The organism is Sulfurovum zhangzhouensis (assembly GCF_030347965.1).
Taxonomy (GTDB): Bacteria; Campylobacterota; Campylobacteria; order Campylobacterales; family Sulfurovaceae; genus Sulfurovum; species Sulfurovum zhangzhouensis.
In genome coordinates this window covers 1-20,701 of record NZ_JAQIBD010000005.1, presented here as the reverse complement: position 1 = coordinate 20,701, position 20,701 = coordinate 1, and the positions used below count along the sequence as shown (strand labels likewise).

General features: G+C 39.7%; 19 protein-coding genes. 12 read left to right on the top strand and 7 right to left on the bottom strand.

The features are described from left to right. Window positions 1-16 precede the first annotated feature (16 nt). The 4 genes from PGH07_RS10735 to PGH07_RS10720 are packed head-to-tail and all read right to left on the bottom strand — an operon-like array spanning window position 17 to window position 3,708. The gene (locus PGH07_RS10735) at window positions 17-508 is read right to left on the bottom strand and encodes a phosphatidylglycerophosphatase A family protein (RefSeq protein WP_289414490.1); all 492 of its coding nucleotides are present in this window, start codon (window positions 506-508) and stop codon (window positions 17-19) included. A gap of 10 nt (window positions 509-518) precedes the next feature. After that, on the bottom strand, window positions 519-1,712 hold the full coding sequence (locus PGH07_RS10730; protein ID WP_289414489.1) for a sulfate adenylyltransferase: 1,194 nt from the start codon (window positions 1,710-1,712) through the stop codon (window positions 519-521). Next, on the bottom strand, window positions 1,690-2,568 hold the full coding sequence (locus tag PGH07_RS10725) for a response regulator (protein ID WP_289414488.1): 879 nt from the start codon (window positions 2,566-2,568) through the stop codon (window positions 1,690-1,692). The genes PGH07_RS10730 and PGH07_RS10725 overlap by 23 nt, the downstream gene beginning before the upstream one ends. Window positions 2,569-2,583: 15 nt before the next feature. After that, the gene (locus PGH07_RS10720) at window positions 2,584-3,708 is read right to left on the bottom strand and encodes a bifunctional 2-C-methyl-D-erythritol 4-phosphate cytidylyltransferase/2-C-methyl-D-erythritol 2,4-cyclodiphosphate synthase (RefSeq protein ID WP_289414487.1); all 1,125 of its coding nucleotides are present in this window, start codon (window positions 3,706-3,708) and stop codon (window positions 2,584-2,586) included. A gap of 196 nt (window positions 3,709-3,904) precedes the next feature. On the opposite strand from PGH07_RS10720, the gene PGH07_RS10715 reads away from it, so the two are divergent. The 5 genes from PGH07_RS10715 to PGH07_RS10695 all read left to right on the top strand — a co-directional run bounded on the left by PGH07_RS10715 (window position 3,905) and on the right by PGH07_RS10695 (window position 8,707). Next, complete coding sequence (locus tag PGH07_RS10715) at window positions 3,905-5,116, top strand: Mrp/NBP35 family ATP-binding protein (RefSeq protein WP_289414486.1); 1,212 nt, start codon at window positions 3,905-3,907, stop codon at window positions 5,114-5,116. A 289-nt stretch (window positions 5,117-5,405) separates the two neighbouring features. Next, window positions 5,406-5,762, top strand: coding sequence for a hypothetical protein (locus PGH07_RS10710; RefSeq protein WP_289414485.1), 357 nt, complete (start codon window positions 5,406-5,408; stop codon window positions 5,760-5,762). A gap of 56 nt (window positions 5,763-5,818) precedes the next feature. Next, the gene (locus PGH07_RS10705; protein WP_289414484.1) at window positions 5,819-7,084 is read left to right on the top strand and encodes a hypothetical protein; all 1,266 of its coding nucleotides are present in this window, start codon (window positions 5,819-5,821) and stop codon (window positions 7,082-7,084) included. A gap of 10 nt (window positions 7,085-7,094) precedes the next feature. Continuing rightward, the gene (locus tag PGH07_RS10700; protein ID WP_289414483.1) at window positions 7,095-7,973 is read left to right on the top strand and encodes a metal ABC transporter substrate-binding protein; all 879 of its coding nucleotides are present in this window, start codon (window positions 7,095-7,097) and stop codon (window positions 7,971-7,973) included. Next, a complete protein-coding gene (locus PGH07_RS10695) occupies window positions 7,964-8,707 on the top strand; it encodes a metal ABC transporter permease (protein ID WP_289414482.1) in 744 nt (247 codons plus the stop codon). The genes PGH07_RS10700 and PGH07_RS10695 overlap by 10 nt, the downstream gene beginning before the upstream one ends. Here PGH07_RS10695 and PGH07_RS10690 read toward each other — a convergent pair. Continuing rightward, window positions 8,693-9,175, bottom strand: a complete 483-nt coding sequence (locus PGH07_RS10690) for an exosortase/archaeosortase family protein (RefSeq protein ID WP_289414480.1) — start codon at window positions 9,173-9,175, stop codon at window positions 8,693-8,695. The genes PGH07_RS10695 and PGH07_RS10690 overlap by 15 nt on opposite strands. Window positions 9,176-9,280: 105 nt before the next feature. On the opposite strand from PGH07_RS10690, the gene PGH07_RS10685 reads away from it, so the two are divergent. Next, on the top strand, window positions 9,281-9,538 hold the full coding sequence (locus tag PGH07_RS10685) for a restriction endonuclease subunit S domain-containing protein (protein WP_289414479.1): 258 nt from the start codon (window positions 9,281-9,283) through the stop codon (window positions 9,536-9,538). Here the strand turns inward: PGH07_RS10685 and glmS are convergent, their stop codons facing one another. After that, the gene (gene glmS, locus PGH07_RS10680; protein WP_289414477.1) at window positions 9,539-11,347 is read right to left on the bottom strand and encodes a glutamine--fructose-6-phosphate transaminase (isomerizing); all 1,809 of its coding nucleotides are present in this window, start codon (window positions 11,345-11,347) and stop codon (window positions 9,539-9,541) included. It abuts the gene before it with no gap. A 4-nt stretch (window positions 11,348-11,351) separates the two neighbouring features. After that, a complete protein-coding gene (locus PGH07_RS10675) occupies window positions 11,352-13,820 on the bottom strand; it encodes a [protein-PII] uridylyltransferase family protein (RefSeq protein WP_289414476.1) in 2,469 nt (822 codons plus the stop codon). A gap of 113 nt (window positions 13,821-13,933) precedes the next feature. Between PGH07_RS10675 and mqnE the strand changes: the two genes are divergently transcribed. The 6 genes from mqnE to PGH07_RS10645 all read left to right on the top strand — a co-directional run bounded on the left by mqnE (window position 13,934) and on the right by PGH07_RS10645 (window position 20,420). Next, window positions 13,934-15,016, top strand: a complete 1,083-nt coding sequence (mqnE, locus tag PGH07_RS10670) for an aminofutalosine synthase MqnE (RefSeq protein WP_289414475.1) — start codon at window positions 13,934-13,936, stop codon at window positions 15,014-15,016. Continuing rightward, window positions 15,009-15,455, top strand: coding sequence for a phosphoribosyltransferase (locus PGH07_RS10665; RefSeq protein ID WP_289414473.1), 447 nt, complete (start codon window positions 15,009-15,011; stop codon window positions 15,453-15,455). Before mqnE ends, PGH07_RS10665 begins: the two co-directional genes overlap by 8 nt. Before the next feature lie 8 nt (window positions 15,456-15,463). Continuing rightward, complete coding sequence (locus PGH07_RS10660) at window positions 15,464-16,033, top strand: anthranilate synthase component II (protein WP_289414472.1); 570 nt, start codon at window positions 15,464-15,466, stop codon at window positions 16,031-16,033. A gap of 7 nt (window positions 16,034-16,040) precedes the next feature. Further along, on the top strand, window positions 16,041-17,129 hold the full coding sequence (locus PGH07_RS10655) for a hypothetical protein (RefSeq protein WP_289414471.1): 1,089 nt from the start codon (window positions 16,041-16,043) through the stop codon (window positions 17,127-17,129). A gap of 129 nt (window positions 17,130-17,258) precedes the next feature. Continuing rightward, a complete protein-coding gene (locus PGH07_RS10650; RefSeq protein ID WP_289414470.1) occupies window positions 17,259-18,596 on the top strand; it encodes an ATP citrate lyase citrate-binding domain-containing protein in 1,338 nt (445 codons plus the stop codon). A 9-nt stretch (window positions 18,597-18,605) separates the two neighbouring features. After that, entirely contained in the window at window positions 18,606-20,420 is a 1,815-nt protein-coding gene (locus PGH07_RS10645) for a citrate/2-methylcitrate synthase (RefSeq protein WP_289414469.1), read from the top strand. The last annotated feature ends 281 nt before the right edge of the window (window positions 20,421-20,701 follow it).

The window sequence follows — 20,701 nt, the reverse complement described above, 5'->3', positions numbered from 1 at the left end:
ATCTTCCAAATTATGCTTAGATGATCTTATTGATACCTAGTAGGATCAGAGAACTCAATAAACCTCCGGCGATTCCTGCCAATACATCATCCAACATCACACCATATCCGCCTTTCCATTCTCTGTCGATCTTTCCGATCGTAGAAGGTTTCCATATATCAAAAAGTCGGAACGCAGCAAAACTAAATACAAGTGAGAGTATGTCTGCATACGGATAGCTTAATGTGATCATCGTAGAGTAGGCGATCATTAGTGAAAGCCACATACCAACGGCTTCATCGATAACGATGTGGCTTTGATCATGATCCCCGGTAAGTTTTTCATACTTGTTTACTTCAAAGATACCGATAATTGTCACAGCAATCGTTAACATAAAAAGAGACTCTATCCCCAAATAATAAAGGATAGCCACACCAAAAGGAAGTGCAGCAAGTGAGCCTACGGTACCAGGTGCTTTAGGAGCAAGCCCGGTACCGAAAAATGTCAAGAAAAGTTTTTGTATGGTCATCTTGTTACCTTTATGTGAGTGAAGAGGTTTGATAAAGCTCTGTAAGCTTTAGGTAGAACTGTTCTTCACTTTGCTGTTCCAAAAGTCCTGAACCGGGCATCAATGAGTAGTGAAGTTCCTGGAGGTTATCGAAACGGTCCGGAAAGAGTGAAGCAAGGATATTTGCTGCCACTTCTTTACGTACCAGTATCGGAGGAGGTACCAGTCCAGACTGGATCAGTTTCATGATCGAATCAGAATGATAGTGTACATGATGATGCTGTCCATGAGGACAGGTATTGATGCTGACCAGTGTTTTACACATATCACAGTAGACGTACTCATCTATGGTTTTGATTTCTATATCGATATTTTTACAGGTATCAAAAATAGAACTGAGTCTGTTCTTATCATAATATAGTCCTAGCCCGCCATGGTTTTTTCCGATGACCAATTGATGACAGCCGTAGTTCTTTGCTAAGAGTGCATCTAGTACAAGCTCATTGTATCCTGCAAAAATATAAGTATTTTCAAATGGAAGTATCAATACTCTATTACGCGGTAAGAAGTTTTCTACATATGTTGAGAGTGCATTGTAGCGAATATCATATCTAAGACCTTCGTTATTGAACGGTTTGCGTAAAAAGATGATCAAGAGGTCATTTTCACTTATAGTTTGACGTATCATACGCTCATGTGCACGGTTTAGCGGGTTAGCAGCAATCATCATAGAGCTTACACGTTTAGCTCCTGTTTTGGTGATCATGCTCTCGATACGTTTTAGTGTATCTTCAATCAGCGGGTAGGTAACAGTATATTCTCCGCAAACAGCAATTTCCCCAAGTCTTGATCTGGTATGTTTGACACCTGGGTGGTGAGGATCAGTTGTACCATAGATCTTGATGAGCCTTGCTGCAGGATCAATAGGAAATGTTTCATCTACGATTAATTCCCCCACTTTTTTACCATCATTGATAAGATCTAATACTTCACCTTTCTTTGTATCTTGAAGTACGGCATCATTCTTTTTCCCTTTAGGCGCTAGAACAAATGAAAAAGGGAAAGGTATGCCTTTATATTCCTGAGTTTCATCAACCTCTTTAGCTTCTTGGGCATTCATCAGCTTATCAACCGGTGAGATCAGTCCTGCTTGTACAAGTGCCAGAGAAGAGAGTGCTTCTGTATCTATATAGAGTGATCGATTATTTGTTTTTGAAGAGCCCATACTTTTTCCTTTTTTCCCATAAGCTTTTTCTAGAGATACCAAGTTTCTTAGAGAGTTCCGTATCCGGGAACTTGTACTGGAAGCTATTGACGATAAATTTGACATAGTCATCAATGGTCAATATCTCGTTTTGATCGTAAAGTTTACTGTCAGTATTGAGTGTAATCGTATTGAAATTACTCTCAAACGACGAAGTACAGCTGAGTATAAAATTATAATCATTCAAGATCTCGAGGAGCTGCTCTTTCTCTGCTTTTTTGAGTGTATGCACTTCTGTGATATAGAGTAGAGACTTTCTATCGCTGCTTTCTATTTTTTCTTTCCATTTTTTCTCTGAAAGCGGTATAAAGGTAAGTGTTTTATTTTTTGCTTTTGCATGGTTGAACACTACTTTATCAACAAGTCTTTGATAATTTGTCTCGATAACTACCGGTGTAGTAAACTCAATATCCTCATCCACTGTGATCTCTTTAAGGAAGTTATCGATGTACTCTTCATAAAGATTGATACGTTTTTTGAGTTGCTGGTACTCTTGAAAATGGTCAATCTTACGTACAAGTTCTTCGATCATAAACGGTTTTACAATATAATCTTTTGCACCTAGTCTTAAAGGTTCACTCACTGTGTCATTATTGATATAACTGACCATCAAAATGATGATCTTATCTTTAAATTTTGTGATGAGCGGCCCGGTATTTTGCCCTGGCAGGTTGGTCGAGAGTAGATAAACATCGCCATTTGTATTCATAGCCTCTTTAACCGAGCTAAAAATCTCAGTCTCAAAGCCAGCTTCATTCAGCTTAGCGGCGATACTTTGAGCCAGATATAATTCATTTTCTACGATAATGATTTTCATAACGTTTACTTTCCTTTATAAAAGTCGTTGCCATTGATAATAGTTCAAGTTTGCCACTGCATGTACAGTAACTCCCTCTTTACGTCCGATAAATCCAAGTTTTTCAGAAGTCGTTGCTTTGATATTCACCAAATGCGGCGGGATATTCAAAAGTGATGCAAGGTTCTTTCTCATCTTCGCTTTATAAGCCCCGATTCTCGGAGCTTGTGCTACGATGGTCATATCGACATTACCTATGGTATAACCATATGAGGTGATGCGTTTGACCGTATCTCGCAATAACTTTTGTGAATCAATATCCGCATAGTTGTTGTCAGTATCCGGATAAAGTTCTCCTATATCACCCATTCCTGCTGCACCAAGTAATGCATCAATGAGTGCATGGATCGCAACGTCTCCATCACTGTGTGCTTTGAAACCGTAATCGACTTCAATTTTGATACCACCAAGCTTCATCTCTTTCCCCTCTTCAAAAGGATGGGTATCTATACCAAATCCAGTGAGAGTACGTGATGAAGGAGGTGTAAGACAGGGGAGTTTTCCCAAGTCTTCAACCGTTGTAAGTTTATGGGCCATAGCCGAACCTTCCACAAACAAGATCTCTTCTCCCAATGCAGCGATCGCAGAGCTTTCATCTGTAAAGGAGTAAGAGGTCTCTAGCGCTCTTTTCAAGGTATCGGTATAACTTAATTGAGGTGTCTGAATACTTCGTACATTCTCTCTATCGATGGGCTTACCTTCATAATAGAGTGTATCTACCGCTTTAAGCGTCGGTACGACACAGGCACATTCTCCTTTAGACTCAAGGAGACGGCCAAGTACCTTAGGATCGATACAGCATCTGGCAATGTCGGAAACAAGTACATAAGGTGTATCAACAACCTGCAAAGCATTGCTGAGTGACTCCTGACGAGAGCTTCCGCCTATAACATAGGTATAGTCTGCAAAGTTTTTCATAATATTGATCTCTTCATTGGTTGAAACAATAATAATCTTTGCAAAATGGCCTAGGTGTTCAAACTGCTCAGTAACATGCAGCCATAACGGAATCTCTCCGCTGAAGAGCCACTGTTTTTTTACCGGTGCGTCAAAACGAGATGAACTACCCGCCCCTAAGAGGACCAAGCTAATATCAGACAATCTCATTTCCTTTCTTTCAAATATAGTTTACATCATGTATCAAAATGTAACGTATTATACATATAAAAGCTTGATTAATTCTGTAAAAAAATATAAATAGGATAAAATTTATCTGATTTTATCTGGGCTTTCAATCTATTTTAAGATTTGCTTGGTATAACTCTCCTATAGATTTCTCAACTAGATAGGAAAAAATATGACAAAAGAAAATGTATTAGAAGCATTGAAAAATGTAACTTATCCTGGTTTTACTAAGGATATCGTTACATTTGGATTTGTAAAGGATATGATTATCGAAGGTAATGCAGTTGCATTGACTGTAGATATTACTTCTTCGGCAGATGAAGTAAAAGCACAGATTACTGAAGAGGCAACGACTGAGCTAAAGAAGCTTGGCTTTGAGAATATTAACATCAACATAACGGCACCTCAGGCTCCAAAGCAGATGAGTAACTCAGTAACCGGTAAGAATATTGCACCTCATGTAAAGAACTTCCTTATGGTAAGTTCTGGAAAAGGCGGGGTTGGTAAATCAACGACTTCTGTAAACATCGCAGTAGCGATGGCGATGCAGGGTAAAAAAGTAGGTCTTCTTGATGCAGATATCTATGGTCCGAATATTCCTCGTATGATGGGTATCGAAGATCAAAAACCGGAAATTCAAGGGAACAAAGTACTTCCTCTAAAAGCTTACGGTGTAGAAGTAATGTCTATGGGTTCATTGATGGAGCCTGGACAATCATTGATCTGGAGAGGTTCGATGATCATGAAAGCGATCGAGCAGTTCCTGAGAGATATTCTTTGGTCAGACCTAGATGTATTGGTAATCGATATGCCACCGGGAACAGGTGATGCACAGCTTACTTTGGCACAGTCTGTACCTGTGACAGCAGGTATCACGGTAACTACACCGCAAATGGTATCACTTGATGACAGTAGAAGAAGTTTGGATATGTTCCAGAAACTTCATATTCCAACTGCCGGTGTGATCGAAAATATGAGTGGATTTATTTGTCCTGAGTGTGATGCAGAGTCAGATATCTTCGGTATGGGTACTTCAGCACCTGTAGCAATGGAGTATGACACAGAACTTATCGCACGTATTCCTATCGAACCGGCGATCAGAATCGGTGGAGATACAGGTAGACCTGTAACTTACCACCAACCGGATTCTGAAACAGCAAAGCGTTACCAGGAAGCAGCAACTAAAGTACTGGCATTTATCGAGAAGGTAAATGCTGAGGGTGGTGCAAATAACCAGGCGATCCAGCCGACAACACCTCCAGGTGTAAGTGCATGTAGCACAGGTGCAGGTGCAGCTTCAGCACCGGCACAAGCGCATAGTCATAAGCATGAGCATAATAATGGTCCTGATGGCGGATGCTGTGGTGGTGGTTGTCACTCATAAGAACGTTGAGAGAACGTATTTAAGCTAGATGTGTGAGTCTGTCCCAAGGCTCAGTTTCTAGTGCTATCATTGACTTCGACACTGTCACATGTCAATAAGAATAACTCTGAAGGGGCCTCCTTCAGGGGATTTCCCACTATAAAATTTTACAGATTGCACCATTATCTTTATTAAAAGATAATTGATGTACTTTGATGCAAACTTCTTAGATTACCTTATAAAAAAGTTTACTTTTAGTAAGTTCAAACAAATTGGCTATAATGTCACGCTAAAAATAAGGAGAGTTACTGTGAAGAACAATACCACATTGTTTCGTTTTGTTCTGATCGCATTCTTCTTGTTTGCTTATCAAACTACCACGATACATTCCAAACATGACCATCTTTCAGAGTTTAGTGAATGTCAGGTATGTATAGCATTCAAAAGCCTGGGAACATCCCAGCATGAAACAGTTTTTTCTTTACAGAGTGAAAGTATTGCAATTGAGGTTAGTGAGGTTGAAGAGAAGAGGATCGTTAAAGATGCTTATGATCTTACTCAAACACCTGAGCAAAAAACTGTCTGTTTTGATGGGATGTTGGCACTAGATGTCAGCGTTCCACCTTTTGGCTTTGATGCAAATGCCCCTCCCTATATTCTTTCATAATCATTTAAACATATAAAAAACTAAAATCAATATCACTATACCATTTAAGGAATATTATGAAAAAAATATGGATTTTGAGTGCAGTTAGCACTGCATTTCTTATGGCTCAAAGTGATTCACTTGAATCCCTTTTGGAAAGTAAAAAAATTAATAGTACGACAGAGAAGAGTTTTGTAGAGTTATTTCAAGTGTCACTTATCGTTGATGGCGCTTACACTGTTAGAGAATTTGACAATGAAGATGAAGTAGAGCATTTGGAAATTCCGGGTTTTGTTCATGGAGGACATGGTGAAGAACATGAAGGACATGGGCACGCCTCATTGGATGGAAATGAAGGTTTTACTTTTAATTACGCCGAGTTACATTTTGGTGCACAAACAGATTTAATGGATTTTTCAGGGAACTTCCATATCACCAAAGATATGTTTGAAGTGGAAGAACTTTTTGGTGAGACTAGAGGGCTGCCTTATAGTTTCAGTATTAAAGTCGGTAAATTTAGAAGTGACTTTGGTTATCTCAATAACAAGCACGAGCACAGTTACAACTTTTTTGAGATACCGCTTATTTATAATGCACTCTTAGGTTATCACGGTCTATTGGAAGAAGGGTCACAGCTGCAGTATGTGTTACCTGCATCATACTATATTATGGTCGGGTTCGAAGCATTGAGAGGTGAAAATGAACAGAGCTTTGGATATGAAGGGTTTATAGATGGTATGAGTGATGCGAACTATCCGTCACTTTATGTTGGTTATCTGAAGACCTCTTTAGATATGACAGGAGGTACACTTTTGGCAGGATTGAGTTATGCAAACGGTCATACACGCTTAGACCATCTGGAAGATCCAGAAGAACCGCATGCTTTTGCAGGAGACACCAAGCTTTACGGAGTAGATTTAACATACAAGTACTATTTCGCTGCGGATAAGGCTATCAGTTTTCAAGGAGAATATCTCTATAGAAAGATGGATGGTATAAAGTATGCAGAGGGAGCTGTAGTAGAAGGGGATATGCTTAAAAAACAAGCGGGATTCTATAGTGAGCTCATTTATCAGCATGATAAAAATTGGAAAACGGGGGTACGTTACAGCGGTATCACACAAAATGATATTTTTCTCAATGACATAAAAAGTTTACAACCAGATGCTATGTATATAACTTCGATGATGGTAGAGTACAATTTTTCTGAAAAGAGTCGTCTAAGACTTCAGTATAATTATAACAGTGCACTCTATACCGATGAGGGTGAAAAGAACAATAAGAATGAACTCATCCTACAATATACCCACGCTTTTGGTGCACATGGTGCACATGCATTTTAGGAGGTAGCAGATGAGAGCATTATGGATAATTTTGATTTTTTCGACTTCACTTTTTGCTAAGCTGCAAATAGCAGTAGCTTACCCTTATATCGAACAGTTGACCAAAGAGATCGCAAAAGATAAAGCAGAGATTACGCTACTTTCACAAGGAAATTGGGATCCGCACTTTGTTGTACCAAAGCCTTCATTGATTAGTGGACTTCGTGACAGTGACCTATTGATACTTAATGGAGCATCTCTTGAGATCGGTTGGCTTCCTCCTCTGATTCAAAGGGCAAACAATCCAAGAATTCAAACAGAAGCTAAAGGATATTTGGATCTAAGCAAGTATGTCGAACTCAAAGATATTCCCACACATATCGACAGTTCAATGGGACATGTACATAAAGAAGGAAATCCACATTTTATTTTGGATCCGCATAACATTATTACGCTTGCTGAAGTGATTATGATTAAACTTTCTGTACTTGATAAGGAGAACTATCCTTTTTACAAAAAAAATTTTGAAGTATTCAAAACACGTTGGACCAAAAAGCTCAAAATTTACGATGCGAAAATGAAACAATGTGAAGGTATGAAAGTGGTTCAATATCATGAACTTTTCAACTATTTCCTTTACCGCTATAAGATTAAGTCACTGGATAATCTAGAGCCGTTACCCGGTGTAAAACCCAACTCAAAACACACAATGGATCTCATTAACAAGATACGTCAAAACAACGTTAAGCTCATCTTGCAAGATGTGTACCATGAAGACATAACAGCTTCTTTTATCGCATCAAAGAGCGGTGCAAAAGTGGTGAAGTTACCGCATGATGTCGGTGCGCTTAAAGGTACACAGACACTTGAAAAATTTTATGATACGCTTGTAGGCAGGATATGCAACTGATAGAGATTTTATGGCCGTCATTTATTTTGATTGTGTTTTTGGTGTTTATCCATGTAGTCCTTGGTATGGAGATCATTAAAAGAGGTGTGATTTTCACTGATCTAGCCATCGGTCAGATGGCTGCGGTGGGGATGGCAATAAGCATCGGGTTTTTAGACGGGAACTATCAGACACTCTTGACACTGTTTTTTGCGATGCTTGGAGCTTTGCTTGTCACCTATGCGACACGCTATGTCGAGCATATCGAAGCATTTATCGGGATACTGTATGCCTTTGGAGCTTCAAGTATTATGATCTTGCTTTCAAACAGCCCGCAGGGTACAGAACTCTTTACCAAGCTTAGTGCAGTAGATATACTTTTTGTTTCGCCAAATGATCTTATCATCCCGGCAATACTTTATAGTATGATTGCGATCCTTATGTTTTCACTTTACCGCAAGATGACAGGTATGGTACGGGAATTGAGCTTTTTTATACTCTTGGCACTTACAGTCACTTCATCAGTACAGCTTGCCGGGGTCTTGGTTGTATTTGTTCTCTTGGTTGCTCCAGCACTTATCGCACTGTCACAACAAAAGTTCACACCACTTTATGTTGCATGGGGCAGTGGACTGTTTTTTTCATGTATGGCATTGGTAGTTTCTTATTATTTTGATCTGCCTACAGGTTATAGTATTGTCTTTTTTCAGAGCTTTGGTGCAGTAGGCTACCTCTTGATATCACCTAGAAGATGACCTGGAATGTTTGATAAAAAGTATAAAAAGTCCCAACCCTACGATCATTAAAAGTGCATTTCCGAAAATGTCATGGGCAAGATAGAAATTATCTCGACCACCTTGTTGTTCTACAAAATAAACCACAATAAGGATACGAAGAACATTCACTAGCGTAAAGATGAGGTAGCCTGCACCCATCCAAACAGGTTTGATCCAAACTCTTGAAGGGTATGCTAAGATCGCAGCAAAGTAAAAGAGGATAGGGATCATACCGTTACATGCCTGTGTAATGATAATCTTGTAGAAAGATGTAATCATGATATCGTTTCCTTGAAGCTGCCCGGACTTTAAAAAAGGCTCGAGCATCATCAGTGTTAATGAGGTTTGCGTATCATTGAGTACTCTGGAAATGATCGATGTATGTGCATAGAAGAAGACAAAGAGTAGTACAAGAGTCAGCAGGTAGAGTAAGACGAACTTTTTCATGACCTATACTATAACACATTAATGTTACATATGAAGTAAGTATTGAGAGAAATGTCTGGCTATAATTTAGATACAATACGTTAATCATTTTAATAGGATATGACTATGACATCAGCAGAAAAACTGAAAAATCTTTTGGAACTGGAAGTGATCCCTGATCTAGAAGTAGCGATAGATGAGCTTTTTGAAGAGATCGATAAGGCTAAAAATGCTTCAAAGGAGCAAAAAGAGGATCTTGCAGAGTTACGTGAGATGCGTACAGAATGTTTTGCGATCGTTGAAGAGTTGAAACGTAATGAACTTGAAGATGATGAAATCGAAGAACTATTGGCTGAATTGGTCGATATGAAAACTGCGGAGTAATTACTCCACAGTTACACTCTTTGCCAGGTTTCTTGGCATATCCACATCATTCCCCAATCTTACAGAGATCTCGAGAGCAAGCAGCTGAGTGACAACCATCATCTCAAAGAATTCCAGCATCGGGTGAGAATCATACTGTGTTTTGATGAAGTCATCAGCCAGGTCAAACGGTACTGAAGAGATCGCACAGATCGTTGCATCTCTGGCACTGAGCTCTTCTACATTGGATTTAATCTTCTCGTAATGCATACTCTTTGGCATAAGTGCAATTGTAAAGAGTTCACTGTCAGCCAGTGCAATAGGACCATGTTTCATCTCTCCTGCTGGATAACCTTCCGCATGAAGATAGCTGATCTCTTTAAGTTTTAGGGCTCCTTCCAGCGCTAGCGGATAGAAGATATCACGTCCGATAAAGAAAAATCCATGCCCGTGCAGGTATCGCTTTGAAAGTCTATGCAGTTTTGTATGGAGTGTATCAGTGACAATAAGTGCTTTTGGGGTATGAAGCATTGCATTGATCTCACGTGCCAATAGTTCAGTAGGAACACTATTTTTCTGTTGTCCTACATAAAGTGCAAGCATCCAAAGAACCATCGTCTGTGTGGCAAAAGCTTTGGTACTTGCAACACCTTTTTCTATTCCTGCACGTGTAAGGATTGCTGCATCACTTTCTCGTACGATAGAAGAGTTGTCTACGTTACAGATACTAAGACTTTTAAGTCCTGCGCCTTTTGCCATTTTCAGTGCCTCAAGGGTATCAGCAGTTTCACCACTTTGGGAGATTGTGATAAAGAGTGTATCTTGTGTAAGCAGAGGTTCTTTATATCTGAACTCTGATGCGATCTCTACATCACAGCGTATTTTTGCAATACGCTCAAAAAGATATGCAGCAGCCAGTGCAGAGTGATAACTTGTACCGCATGCACAGATTTTGATCGCGTTAATACCATTAAAGAAGTCATTACTGAGCTCTTCAAATTCGATACCCTTATCAAGTACACGTCCCATCATTGTTTCACTCATCACACGGCTTTGTTCATAGATCTCTTTTTCCATAAAGAAACGGTAGCCGTCTTTTTGAGCCAATGTCTTATCGGCTTTGAGAGGTTGTTTTGTAAAACTTTTTTCACCGTTGGCATTGAAAAGCTTTATTGTCCCTTCTTTTGCATATCCGTATTCGCCGTCTTCAAGATAGTAGACTTCACTTGCTTTCCCAATGATCGGTGTATCTGAAGAGGCAAAGTAGATTTCCTCTCCGTCAAATCCCAGCAGCATCGGTGAACCGTTTTTGGCAAAAAAGATTGTATCAGGTGCACTTTCTGAGATGAGTAGGGTAGCATATGCACCTTCCAGACGATTAACGGTCTGTTCAAATGCCTTGAACGGATCTTCGGATTGATTGTAATACTTCTCATAGAGGTGAACAATAGTTTCGGTGTCAGTTTGGCTTAGGAAGTTAAAGCCTTCAGAGATAAGCTCTTCTTTAAGTGCTTGGTAGTTCTCGATGATCCCGTTATGGACTACATAGCTGTATCTACCTAAATGCGGGTGTGCATTGAGTTCAGTAGGTTTACCATGTGTGGCCCAGCGAGTATGTCCGATAGAGATACCAAACCCTTCAGAGTGAAACGACTTGGTTTTCTCTCTAAGGTTTTCAAGTTTTCCTATGGCTTTAAAGCTGTCAAGTTTTTTACCTTCAATGACAGCGATACCCGCTGAATCGTAACCTCGGTACTCGAGCTCCTGAAGTCCATCTAATAGTATCTCCTTCTTCTCTTTCGTACCTAGGTATCCGACAATTCCGCACATAAGATCAATCCCCTGTTAGTTTCTTCATTATTGTTTCGGTATTATGACAGAAGTTTCCATTCTTTTCGATGAGAAACATATCCTTGGCACGATTTTTTATCGTATAAATCTTCGCCGTAAGGATATCAATGCCTAACGCTTCAAAGGTCTCTGTTACATAGGCGAGCAGACCTTTTTGATTCTGACAGTTTAGATAGAGTGCACCATAGTTTTGAGAGTGTTCACAGTCTATCTCTATCTCTTCAGGATAGATCACAGGTACTTTGGTAAGTACACTTCCCTTTCTAATGAAAGATTCATGGATGATCTGCTCAATAGCCTGCAGGTCTTCTTGATCTACTTTCTCTTCAAAATCGATTTTGAAATATTTTGTGTCATCAAAGAGCTTGTAGATATCCATGATACGGATTTCCAGATTGGAAAGTTTGGCTAGAAGGTAGCCTAAATTGATCGGAGTTTTACGAATGATCTCTATGCTAAGATGTTCCTGGTTGTGGAGTGTAAACGTATAATCTGGCAAATCAAATGCCTGCTTACTGATCTCAACGATCTTTTTAGGTGTGTAGCGTAAAAAGAGCAGGTTTGATGGGATAAGCAGTATTTTATTTTGCTGGGCCTTTGTAAGCTTGAGGAAGTATGGACTACGTTTGAGCGACTGCTCTTTTTTGACACGTTTAGCCGTTTCATCAAGCAGTTTTTCCTGATCAAGTGTATCAAGGGCCTGCAGGTAGAGTGTATGGATCAGTTTGGATGCAAAAGAACTGTAGACATCTTCACCCACTGCACTCATATCCGCATAGGTAAGGATATAGATCAGGTCAAGCATCTTTTTTGTTTTGAAATGTGAAGCGAACTTCAGAATTACTTTTTGATTGTGTAGATCTTCTCTCTGTGCCACTTTGGACATCAGTGTATGATATAAGATCAGGGTCTCTCCCATTTCTATGAGTTCGTTTTTCATTCCCAGTTTGGAAGCAAATACCCTAAAGAGTGAAGCACCGACATTATGATGATCCCTTTTACGCCCTTTACCTGCATCGTGAAGCAGCGTTACCAGTTTAAGCATGGCTCTTTCATCTTCACTGAGTACTTCAAAGAGTGATTGAATGAAAGGTTCTTTGATACTTTCCAGGTGTTTGACCGACTGCAGTGAGTGGATATCTACAGCATAGGTGTGATATCCGTCAAACTGAGGCAGATCAACCACACGTTTGATCGGAGGGATCAGATACCTGAGCTGTCTGGCATATGCAAATGTTTTGAGTACAGGATAGACATGTGGTTGATAAAAAAGTCTAGCCAGGCTCTGATAGAGTTTTTTATTCATACGTTCGGGTTTTTTGGCATTGACCAGAGCCTGAAGCAGTGTAGGATGCGCTGTAAATGTTTGATCGGCATGTTCAACAAGCAGTTCTACAAGTGAATAGATATCTTCGTCGAGATTTTCTGGATAGAGATAGTTTTTAACTGTATCAGATATATGAAATTCTCTTGTCAGTAGTTCAAGCCAGATCGTACTGTAAAGTCGCAGGATCTTGAGACTCTCTGTTACTTTCCTTGAAAAACGCATAAGCTCCTCGGGTGAGTGATCATATCCAAGCAGTGATGCCACATGCGGAATGAGGTCAAGTCTGAGTTGATCCTCTTTCTTGTGTGACACTAGGTGAAGTGCAGAACGGACACGGAAGAGAAATTCCAGTGCGATACGGAAGGCTCTGTAGTCATTTTCTGTGATGATCTCTTCAGGAAGGTTTTTGATGTTATTCACATTATAGAGGATCTTCCCTATCCAAAAGACCAGGTTCGCATCGCGGAATCCTCCTACTCCTTCCTTGAGATTAGGTTCCATAGTTAGAGGATATTTTGTGTGTTTCTCTTTTTGCTCTTGTAGTTTTTCTTTGATAAATCCCTCAATATTATCGTGGCGTATTTTTTGAAGCGCATTTTGTGTAGCAGTCCAGATAAAATTTGAACCTTCGATAAAACGTGATTCGATGAGTGCGGTTTTGATCGTAATATCTGTTTTCGAGACTTCAAAGAGTTCATCGGTTGTATGTACACGGTGACCCAGTTTCAGTCCTGTATCCCAGAGAATATAGAGGATTTTCTGGATAAATGCTTGAGTGTTGTACCCGGGGATATCTTTGTATACGATCATAAGATCGATATCTGAACGGACACAAAGCTGTTCACGTCCATAACTTCCTAGTGCGATCATTGCAACAGGTAAGGAGTTTTTAAGCGGTGCATAGTTGCCGAACATTGCCCTAAGAGCAACTTTGTATACAAGTTGAAGAATACAGTCTATCTTACGTGTATGCTGTACTAAAAAGTCTTTACCACCCGAGGTACGAAAGGTCTCTTCGAGGTTTTCCATATAGTATTTGATGTCGGCTTTGAGTACTTTTGCGATCTTGAAGTCTTCGGCATTATTGTAAAGAAGCTCTTCTACATCGGCTTTGAGACTATCCACTGTTAACTCCCTAATCTTTTAGTGGTATAATACCAAAAACTGTTACCACGCCACAAATAAAAGATGATGAATTATTAAGCGATAAAGGGTGTGAGAAATATATGGATAGTCTTATGACGGAATTGCAAAAAGAAGCATTGATAGAAAAAGTAAAAAGAAGAGAACGATTAAGTCAGGAAGAGGGGGAAGCCCTTTATGATCTTGATTTGTATACACTCGGTGATCTGGCAGATGCAATAAGGAAGGAAAAATACGGTACGAAAAGTTATTTCAATATTAACCGTCATCTGAATCCTACCAACGTTTGTGCAGATGTCTGTAAATTTTGTGCATATTCTGCTACCCGTAAAAATCCGAACCCTTATACGATGAGCCATGAAGAGATGCTTGAAATCGCTACCAATGCGGTTAAGAACGGTGCTAAGGAAATACATATCGTCTCTGCACACAATCCGGATGCAGGGTTGGAATGGTATATGGGTTCCTTTAAAAAGATAAAAGAGGCTCATCCTCAGCTTCATGTCAAAGCGATGACCGCTGCGGAGGTCGATTTTTTACATAGAGAATATGGACTCAGTTATGATGAGGTTTTGGATTTGATGATAGAAAGCGGTGTAGACTCTATGCCCGGCGGAGGTGCTGAGATATTTGACGAGGAGGTTCGTGAGTATCTTTGTAAAGGTAAAGTTACTTCAGATCAATGGTTGCAGATCCATCAAAAATGGCACGAAAGAGGTAGAGAAAGTAATGCAACCATGCTTTTCGGGCATGTAGAGACTAGAGCACACCGAATTGATCATATGATCCGTCTTCGTGACCTTCAAGACAAGACAGGAGGGTTCAATGCATTTATCCCATTGGTATACCAAAGAGAGAACAACTATCTGAAGGGTTGTAACTTCCCTACTGGTCAGGAGATCCTGAAAACCTATGCGATCAGTCGTATCATGCTGGATAATATCCCGCACATTAAAGCATACTGGGTAACTGCTTCCATCAATCTGGCGCTCATTGCCCAGGAGTTTGGAGCTGATGATCTGGATGGAACGATAGAAAAAGAATCTATTCAGTCAGCAGCTGGAGCAAAAAGTGCCAAAGGGATGCAACTGGAAGAGTTTATCTCAATGATCAAAAATACAGGTTTCACACCTGTAGAGCGTGATAGTCTATATAAAGAGTTAAAAGTCTATGAATAGAGTTTATTACCCATATGAAGAGTTCAGGGAAGACCTGAAGATTTTAGCAAATAAAATCGATAAGCCCTTTGATGCAATACTCTGTATTGCAAGGGGTGGTATGACAATGGCACATCTGCTTGGTGAATATTTTGATATGCGTGAAGTTTACAGTGTCAATACTATCGGTTATGAAGATACGCAAAAAAATGAGAGTGTTGAGGTATTCAATATCCCTGAGCTTAAGTCTGCAAAAAGTGTGTTAATCCTGGATGATATAGTAGACAGCGGTGATACACTGATAGAAGTATTGAATGTATTAAGTGAAAAGTATCCCGAAGTTACGTTCATGACTGCCTCGCTCTTTTATAAAAAAAGTGCTAAAATAGCACCAGATTGGTGTGTCAAAGAAGCTACAAAGTGGATAGATTTCTTCTGGACAGTAGACCTGAAACAATAGGATAGAAAATGGTATTAATGATAGACAACTACGATAGCTTTACCTACAATATAGTACAGTACTGTAGAGAGTTGGGTGCTGATCTGAAGGTAATTCGTAATGATGAACTCACAATTGAGGAGATTAAGGCACTCCATCCTGATAAGATCATCCTCTCTCCCGGCCCTTCGACTCCGGATGATGCTGGAGTAACACTTGATGTGATCAAAGAGTTTGGAGATACGACACCGATCTTTGGTATCTGTCTGGGACATCAAAGTATTGCACAGGCATATGGCGGTGAAGTGATTCGTTCGAAGCATATGATGCATGGTAAGACATCGCAGGTACATATCGATGCACAAACACCTATTTTTAAAACATTGCCTGAAGAGTTCAGAGCTACACGTTACCATTCTCTGACAGTAAACAAAGAGAATCTGCCTGATCATATTATCGCTACTTCTCACAGTATCGATGATAATGAGATCATGTCTTTACAGATTAAAGATAAGCCGATTTATGGCGTTCAGTTTCACCCTGAATCTATTATGAGTGAACACGGACATACCATGTTGGATAACTTCTTAAAACTCTAAATATCAAATGAAAAAACACTATTTTTGGGCTATTGCATTTTTTTATGCAGTAGCGGTGTTTTATCTCGCAGCTACCACACCTATCAGTCCTCACGAAGCGAAGAGTCTGTTTACCAATGACTCTGTTGTTGCACTCTTAATGAAAGCAGGGCAGGGGATATGTGACAGTTTTTTAGGCTTAAGGCTTTTTTTTATCTTTGCAGGTTTTCTCAGTATTGTGCTTTTTTACCAATTGAGTAAAAAAGCATTGACAAGACCTGAAGATACCTACTTAGCTACTTTTGTTTTTATGCTCTTGCCGGGTATCCTGACAGGGACCATGTTGGCAAATATCGCTATTATTGTTTTACCAGTAGTTTTATTATTCGTATTGATGTATGAAAAAGGGTACTTCTGGATACTTCCGTTATTGATGTTGATACTCTTCTTTATCCATGAAGCATCCATTATTTTCTTTATGGCAGTACTATTGTATGCAGTGGTTCATAAGGACAAACGCCTGGCGATCGTCTCATCGGCATTCTTGTTGGCATTCATCTATTTGGCAAAAGGTATAGGGATAGGAGGTAGGCCTTCAGGACATTTCGTGGAGATATTCGGACTTTATGCAACACTATTTTCACCTTTTGTATTTCTCTATTTTTTCTATGCCCTTTATCGCATTCTTCTCAGAGGTAAAAAAACGTTACTTTGGTATATTTCTTTTACGGCACTGGCATTTTCATTGCTATTATCAATAAGACAGAAGATCAATATTACCGACTTTGCTCCTTACATGATGATTGCTGTTCCTTTGATGGTTTCTGTATTTACTCACAGTATGCGTGTACGATTGCCTCAGTTTCAAAAACCCTATAAAACAGGAGCCTATTTTGTCATATTCACATTAATATTGAATGCTTTGGTGATCATAACACACAAGATAAGTTATTATCAGACAGGAATGAGTGATAACCATTTTGCAAAACGTATTTATGCCCCTTATGACAAGGTACAGGAACTCAAAGCAAAAGGGGTTACGTGTTATGACCCGCCGCGACGAAGCGAATTGTATCAGTTTCAATACTATAATATGCCACTATGTAACAAAAAGTAAAAACAACGGTTAAAAAACTGTTTCCAATATACACATTATTTTTTTTATCCTTATGGATATGATTAGCTAAACGAAAGTTAAAACTATCTCATGCTAGACTATTGTGAACTTAATTAAAGGAGAACTCGTATGGCTCAAAAAGCGATTAGAGAATACGACGCAAAGTCGATTTTGGCTAAGCACTGGGATAAATATTTCCCAAATTTCACTTATGCTTACGAAACAGTAATGGTTCAGAATGGATCAGAGTTAAAAGAAGCTGCAAAAGAGAAGGCATGGCTTAACGAAAAGACATTGGTTGCAAAACCGGATATGCTCTTTGGTAAAAGAGGTAAGAACGGTCTTGTACTATTTAGAGACCAAAAACCTGGTGATGTAACACTTGAGAAAGCTGCTGCATGGATTGATGAGAAAGCAAAAGACAAACAAGAAGTATATTTCGCATTTGACGGTGACACACCTGCAGGTACTCCATCTGTAGATTACCTGACTCACTTTGTAGTTGAGCCGTTCACTCCGCATGAGCAAGCAGAAGAGTACTATATCTCTGCGACATGTGTTGGTGATGAAGATGTACTTTATATGTCTGCTGAAGGTGGAATGGAAGTAGAAGAAGGTTGGGAAGAGAAAGTAACTGAAGTATCTTTCAAGATCACTGAGAGCGAAGAAGTGATCGCTGAGAAGATCAGAGCGAATGTTCCTGCTGATGTAGCTGAGAAAGACAAAGCAAACTTCGCTGAATTTGCGATCGGTTTCTTCAGAGCATACAGAGAGCTTAACTTTGCATACCTTGAGATCAACCCATTCGTAATGCAAGGTAACAAGATCGAACTTCTTGACATGGTTGCAAAACTTGACGATACAGCTGGATTTATGATGGCTGAAGAATGGGGTGATGTTGAATACCCGACAGCATTTGGTATGGAAGAGAAGTCTCCAGAAGTTCTCGCTATTGAAGAAGCTGACTCTAAGACAGGTGCTTCACTTAAGTTGACACTTCTTAAACCAGATGCAAGAATCTGGACAATGGTTGCTGGTGGTGGTGCTTCAGTTGTATACGCTGATACGATTGCTGACCTTGCAGGTATCGATGATCTTGCGAACTATGGTGAGTATTCAGGTGGTCCGACAACTGGTGAGACAAAGTTCTATGCTGAAACACTTCTTGACCTTATGACAAGACAAAAAGATGCTCAAGGAAGAGATAAAATTCTTATCATCGGTGGTGCGATCGCAAACTTTACAGATGTTGCTGCAACATTCACAGGTATCATCCAGGCATTTGAAGAGTATGCAGATAAGATGAAAGAAGTTGGTGTGAAGATCTATGTAAGACGTGGTGGACCAAACTACGAAAAAGGTCTTAAAGATATCAAAGAGGCTGCAGACAGACTTGGTCTATGGATCGATGTATACGGACCGGAAACACACGTAACTGACATCGTTAGAATGGCAGTAGAGGCATAAGGAGAGAAGATGGCACAACTATTTACAAAAGATACACAAGCAATTTTCTGGAACAACAACGCTAGCGCGATCCAAAGAATGCTCGATTATGATTACACTATCAAGAGAAAAACACCTTCAGTAGCTGCGATTGTAGCTCCTACTGCAGATGCAAAATTCCAGAAGTTCTTCTGGGGTCCAGATGAGATCATGGTACCACTTTATAAGAATACAGCAGAAGCAAAAGCAGCACATCCAAACGCTGATGTACTTCTCAACTTTGCGTCACTCAGAACTGCATATGATGTTACTACTGAAGCACTTGAGATTGGTGGATTCAGAGTGATTATGATTACTGCTGAAGGTATCCCTGAAAGACTTGCTCGTAAGATGAACCAAGCGGCAAGAGATGCGGGTGTTATCGTGATTGGACCTGCAACGGTTGGTGGTATCAGCCCAGGTGCATTTAAAATTGCAAACGTTGGTGGTACGATCGAGAATATCGTAAACTCTAAGCTTCATAGAGCAGGTTCATGTGGTCTTGTAACAAGATCAGGTGGTCTATTCAACGAGCTTTCTAACATTATTGCTATCAATGCTGACGGTATTGCTGAAGGTGTTGCGATCGGTGGTGACAGATTCGTTGGTTCTGTATTTATCGACAACCTTCTTAGAATGCAAGAGAACCCAGAAGTAAAATATATGATTCTTCTTGGTGAAGTAGGTGGTACTGAAGAGTACAAAGTCATTGATGCCGTGAAGTCTGGTAAGATCACGAAGCCAATCATTGCATGGTGTATCGGTACAATTGCGAAATACTATAGCTCAGGTGTTCAGTTCGGTCACGCAGGTGCTTCAGCGAACGCTGAGAGAGAGACTGCTGAAGCGAAAAACAAAGCGATGGCAGAAGCAGGTATCTATGTACCTGAGACATTCAATGACCTACCAGCGAAAATTGCTGAGGTATACGGTAAACTCAAAGCTGAAGGTGTTATCAAAGATATCGCTGAGCCTGAGATGAATGTGGTACCAAAAGTAAGAAGAAGCAAGCAGTTCATCTGTACGATCTCTGATGATAGAGGTGAAGAAGCAACTTATGCAGGATTCCCTATCTCTTCAGTTGCACTTCCAAGCACTGGTAAAGGTATCGGTGATGTTATTTCATTGCTTTGGTTCAAAAAACAGTATCCAAAATGGGCTACAGACTTTATCGAGACTGTAATTAAGACAGTTGCAGACCATGGTCCTGCAGTATCAGGTGCACACAACGCTAAAGTAACTGCTAGAGCAGGTAAGTCAGTAGTTGAGTCACTTGTAACAGGTCTTCTTACAATCGGTCCAAGATTCGGTGGTGCGATTGATGGTGCGGCTGAGTACTTCAAGTATGCAGATGACAATAACTTGACACCGGCAGAATTCCTTAACTATATGAAAAAACAAGGTGTGCCGATTCCAGGTATCGGTCACAGAATCAAGTCTTTGAAGAACCCAGACCTACGTGTTAAAGGTTTGATGGATTATGCAGCTGAATTCTTCCCTGCAACACCATTACTTGACTATGCTAGAACAGTTGAAGCTCTTACGACATCTAAAAAAGAGAACCTGATCCTTAACGTTGACGGTACGATCGGTATCTTGATGGTAGATATGTGGAGAGCGCTTGGTTACTCTGAAGAAGAGATCAATGAGTTCATTTCTTCAGGTACACTTAACGCATTCTTCATCGCAGGTAGAACGATTGGATTCATCGGTCACGTACTTGATGAGAAAAGACTTGCTATGCCAATGTACAGACACCCAATGGATGACATCCTTTATGATGTGCAGGTAGCTGAAAAGATCTAATCTGGATCTATATTCTACTTATTTCGGACATGAGTAAAAACTCATGTCCATTTCTCTTTTTTTCTAATTTCCATTTTATATTTTTCACTATTATTTTCTTTTTCATGGAGTTCATATTTTTATCATTTTTTTATTTAATTAAAATGTATAGATGATGATGAAAAAGAAATTATAATCATCAAAATTTAAGTTCTTTTTCATATATAATGTAAGTAAAAATATAAATTTAAAAAAAATAGCGCTTTTTCAGAAAAACCCTTGACAACAAAGGAGTTTTTGTC

Coding starts and splice junctions, on each gene's coding strand:
- PGH07_RS10735 (WP_289414490.1), bottom strand. CDS start 508: ATGACCATACAAAAACTTTTCTTGACATTTTTCGGTACCGGGCTTGCT.
- PGH07_RS10730 (WP_289414489.1), bottom strand. CDS start 1,712: ATGGGCTCTTCAAAAACAAATAATCGATCACTCTATATAGATACAGAA.
- PGH07_RS10725 (WP_289414488.1), bottom strand. CDS start 2,568: ATGAAAATCATTATCGTAGAAAATGAATTATATCTGGCTCAAAGTATC.
- PGH07_RS10715 (WP_289414486.1), top strand. CDS start 3,905: ATGACAAAAGAAAATGTATTAGAAGCATTGAAAAATGTAACTTATCCT.
- PGH07_RS10705 (WP_289414484.1), top strand. CDS start 5,819: ATGAAAAAAATATGGATTTTGAGTGCAGTTAGCACTGCATTTCTTATG.
- PGH07_RS10700 (WP_289414483.1), top strand. CDS start 7,095: ATGAGAGCATTATGGATAATTTTGATTTTTTCGACTTCACTTTTTGCT.
- PGH07_RS10695 (WP_289414482.1), top strand. CDS start 7,964: ATGCAACTGATAGAGATTTTATGGCCGTCATTTATTTTGATTGTGTTT.
- PGH07_RS10690 (WP_289414480.1), bottom strand. CDS start 9,175: ATGAAAAAGTTCGTCTTACTCTACCTGCTGACTCTTGTACTACTCTTT.
- PGH07_RS10685 (WP_289414479.1), top strand. CDS start 9,281: ATGACATCAGCAGAAAAACTGAAAAATCTTTTGGAACTGGAAGTGATC.
- glmS (WP_289414477.1), bottom strand. CDS start 11,347: ATGTGCGGAATTGTCGGATACCTAGGTACGAAAGAGAAGAAGGAGATA.
- mqnE (WP_289414475.1), top strand. CDS start 13,934: ATGACGGAATTGCAAAAAGAAGCATTGATAGAAAAAGTAAAAAGAAGA.
- PGH07_RS10665 (WP_289414473.1), top strand. CDS start 15,009: ATGAATAGAGTTTATTACCCATATGAAGAGTTCAGGGAAGACCTGAAG.
- PGH07_RS10660 (WP_289414472.1), top strand. CDS start 15,464: ATGGTATTAATGATAGACAACTACGATAGCTTTACCTACAATATAGTA.
- PGH07_RS10655 (WP_289414471.1), top strand. CDS start 16,041: ATGAAAAAACACTATTTTTGGGCTATTGCATTTTTTTATGCAGTAGCG.
- PGH07_RS10650 (WP_289414470.1), top strand. CDS start 17,259: ATGGCTCAAAAAGCGATTAGAGAATACGACGCAAAGTCGATTTTGGCT.
- PGH07_RS10645 (WP_289414469.1), top strand. CDS start 18,606: ATGGCACAACTATTTACAAAAGATACACAAGCAATTTTCTGGAACAAC.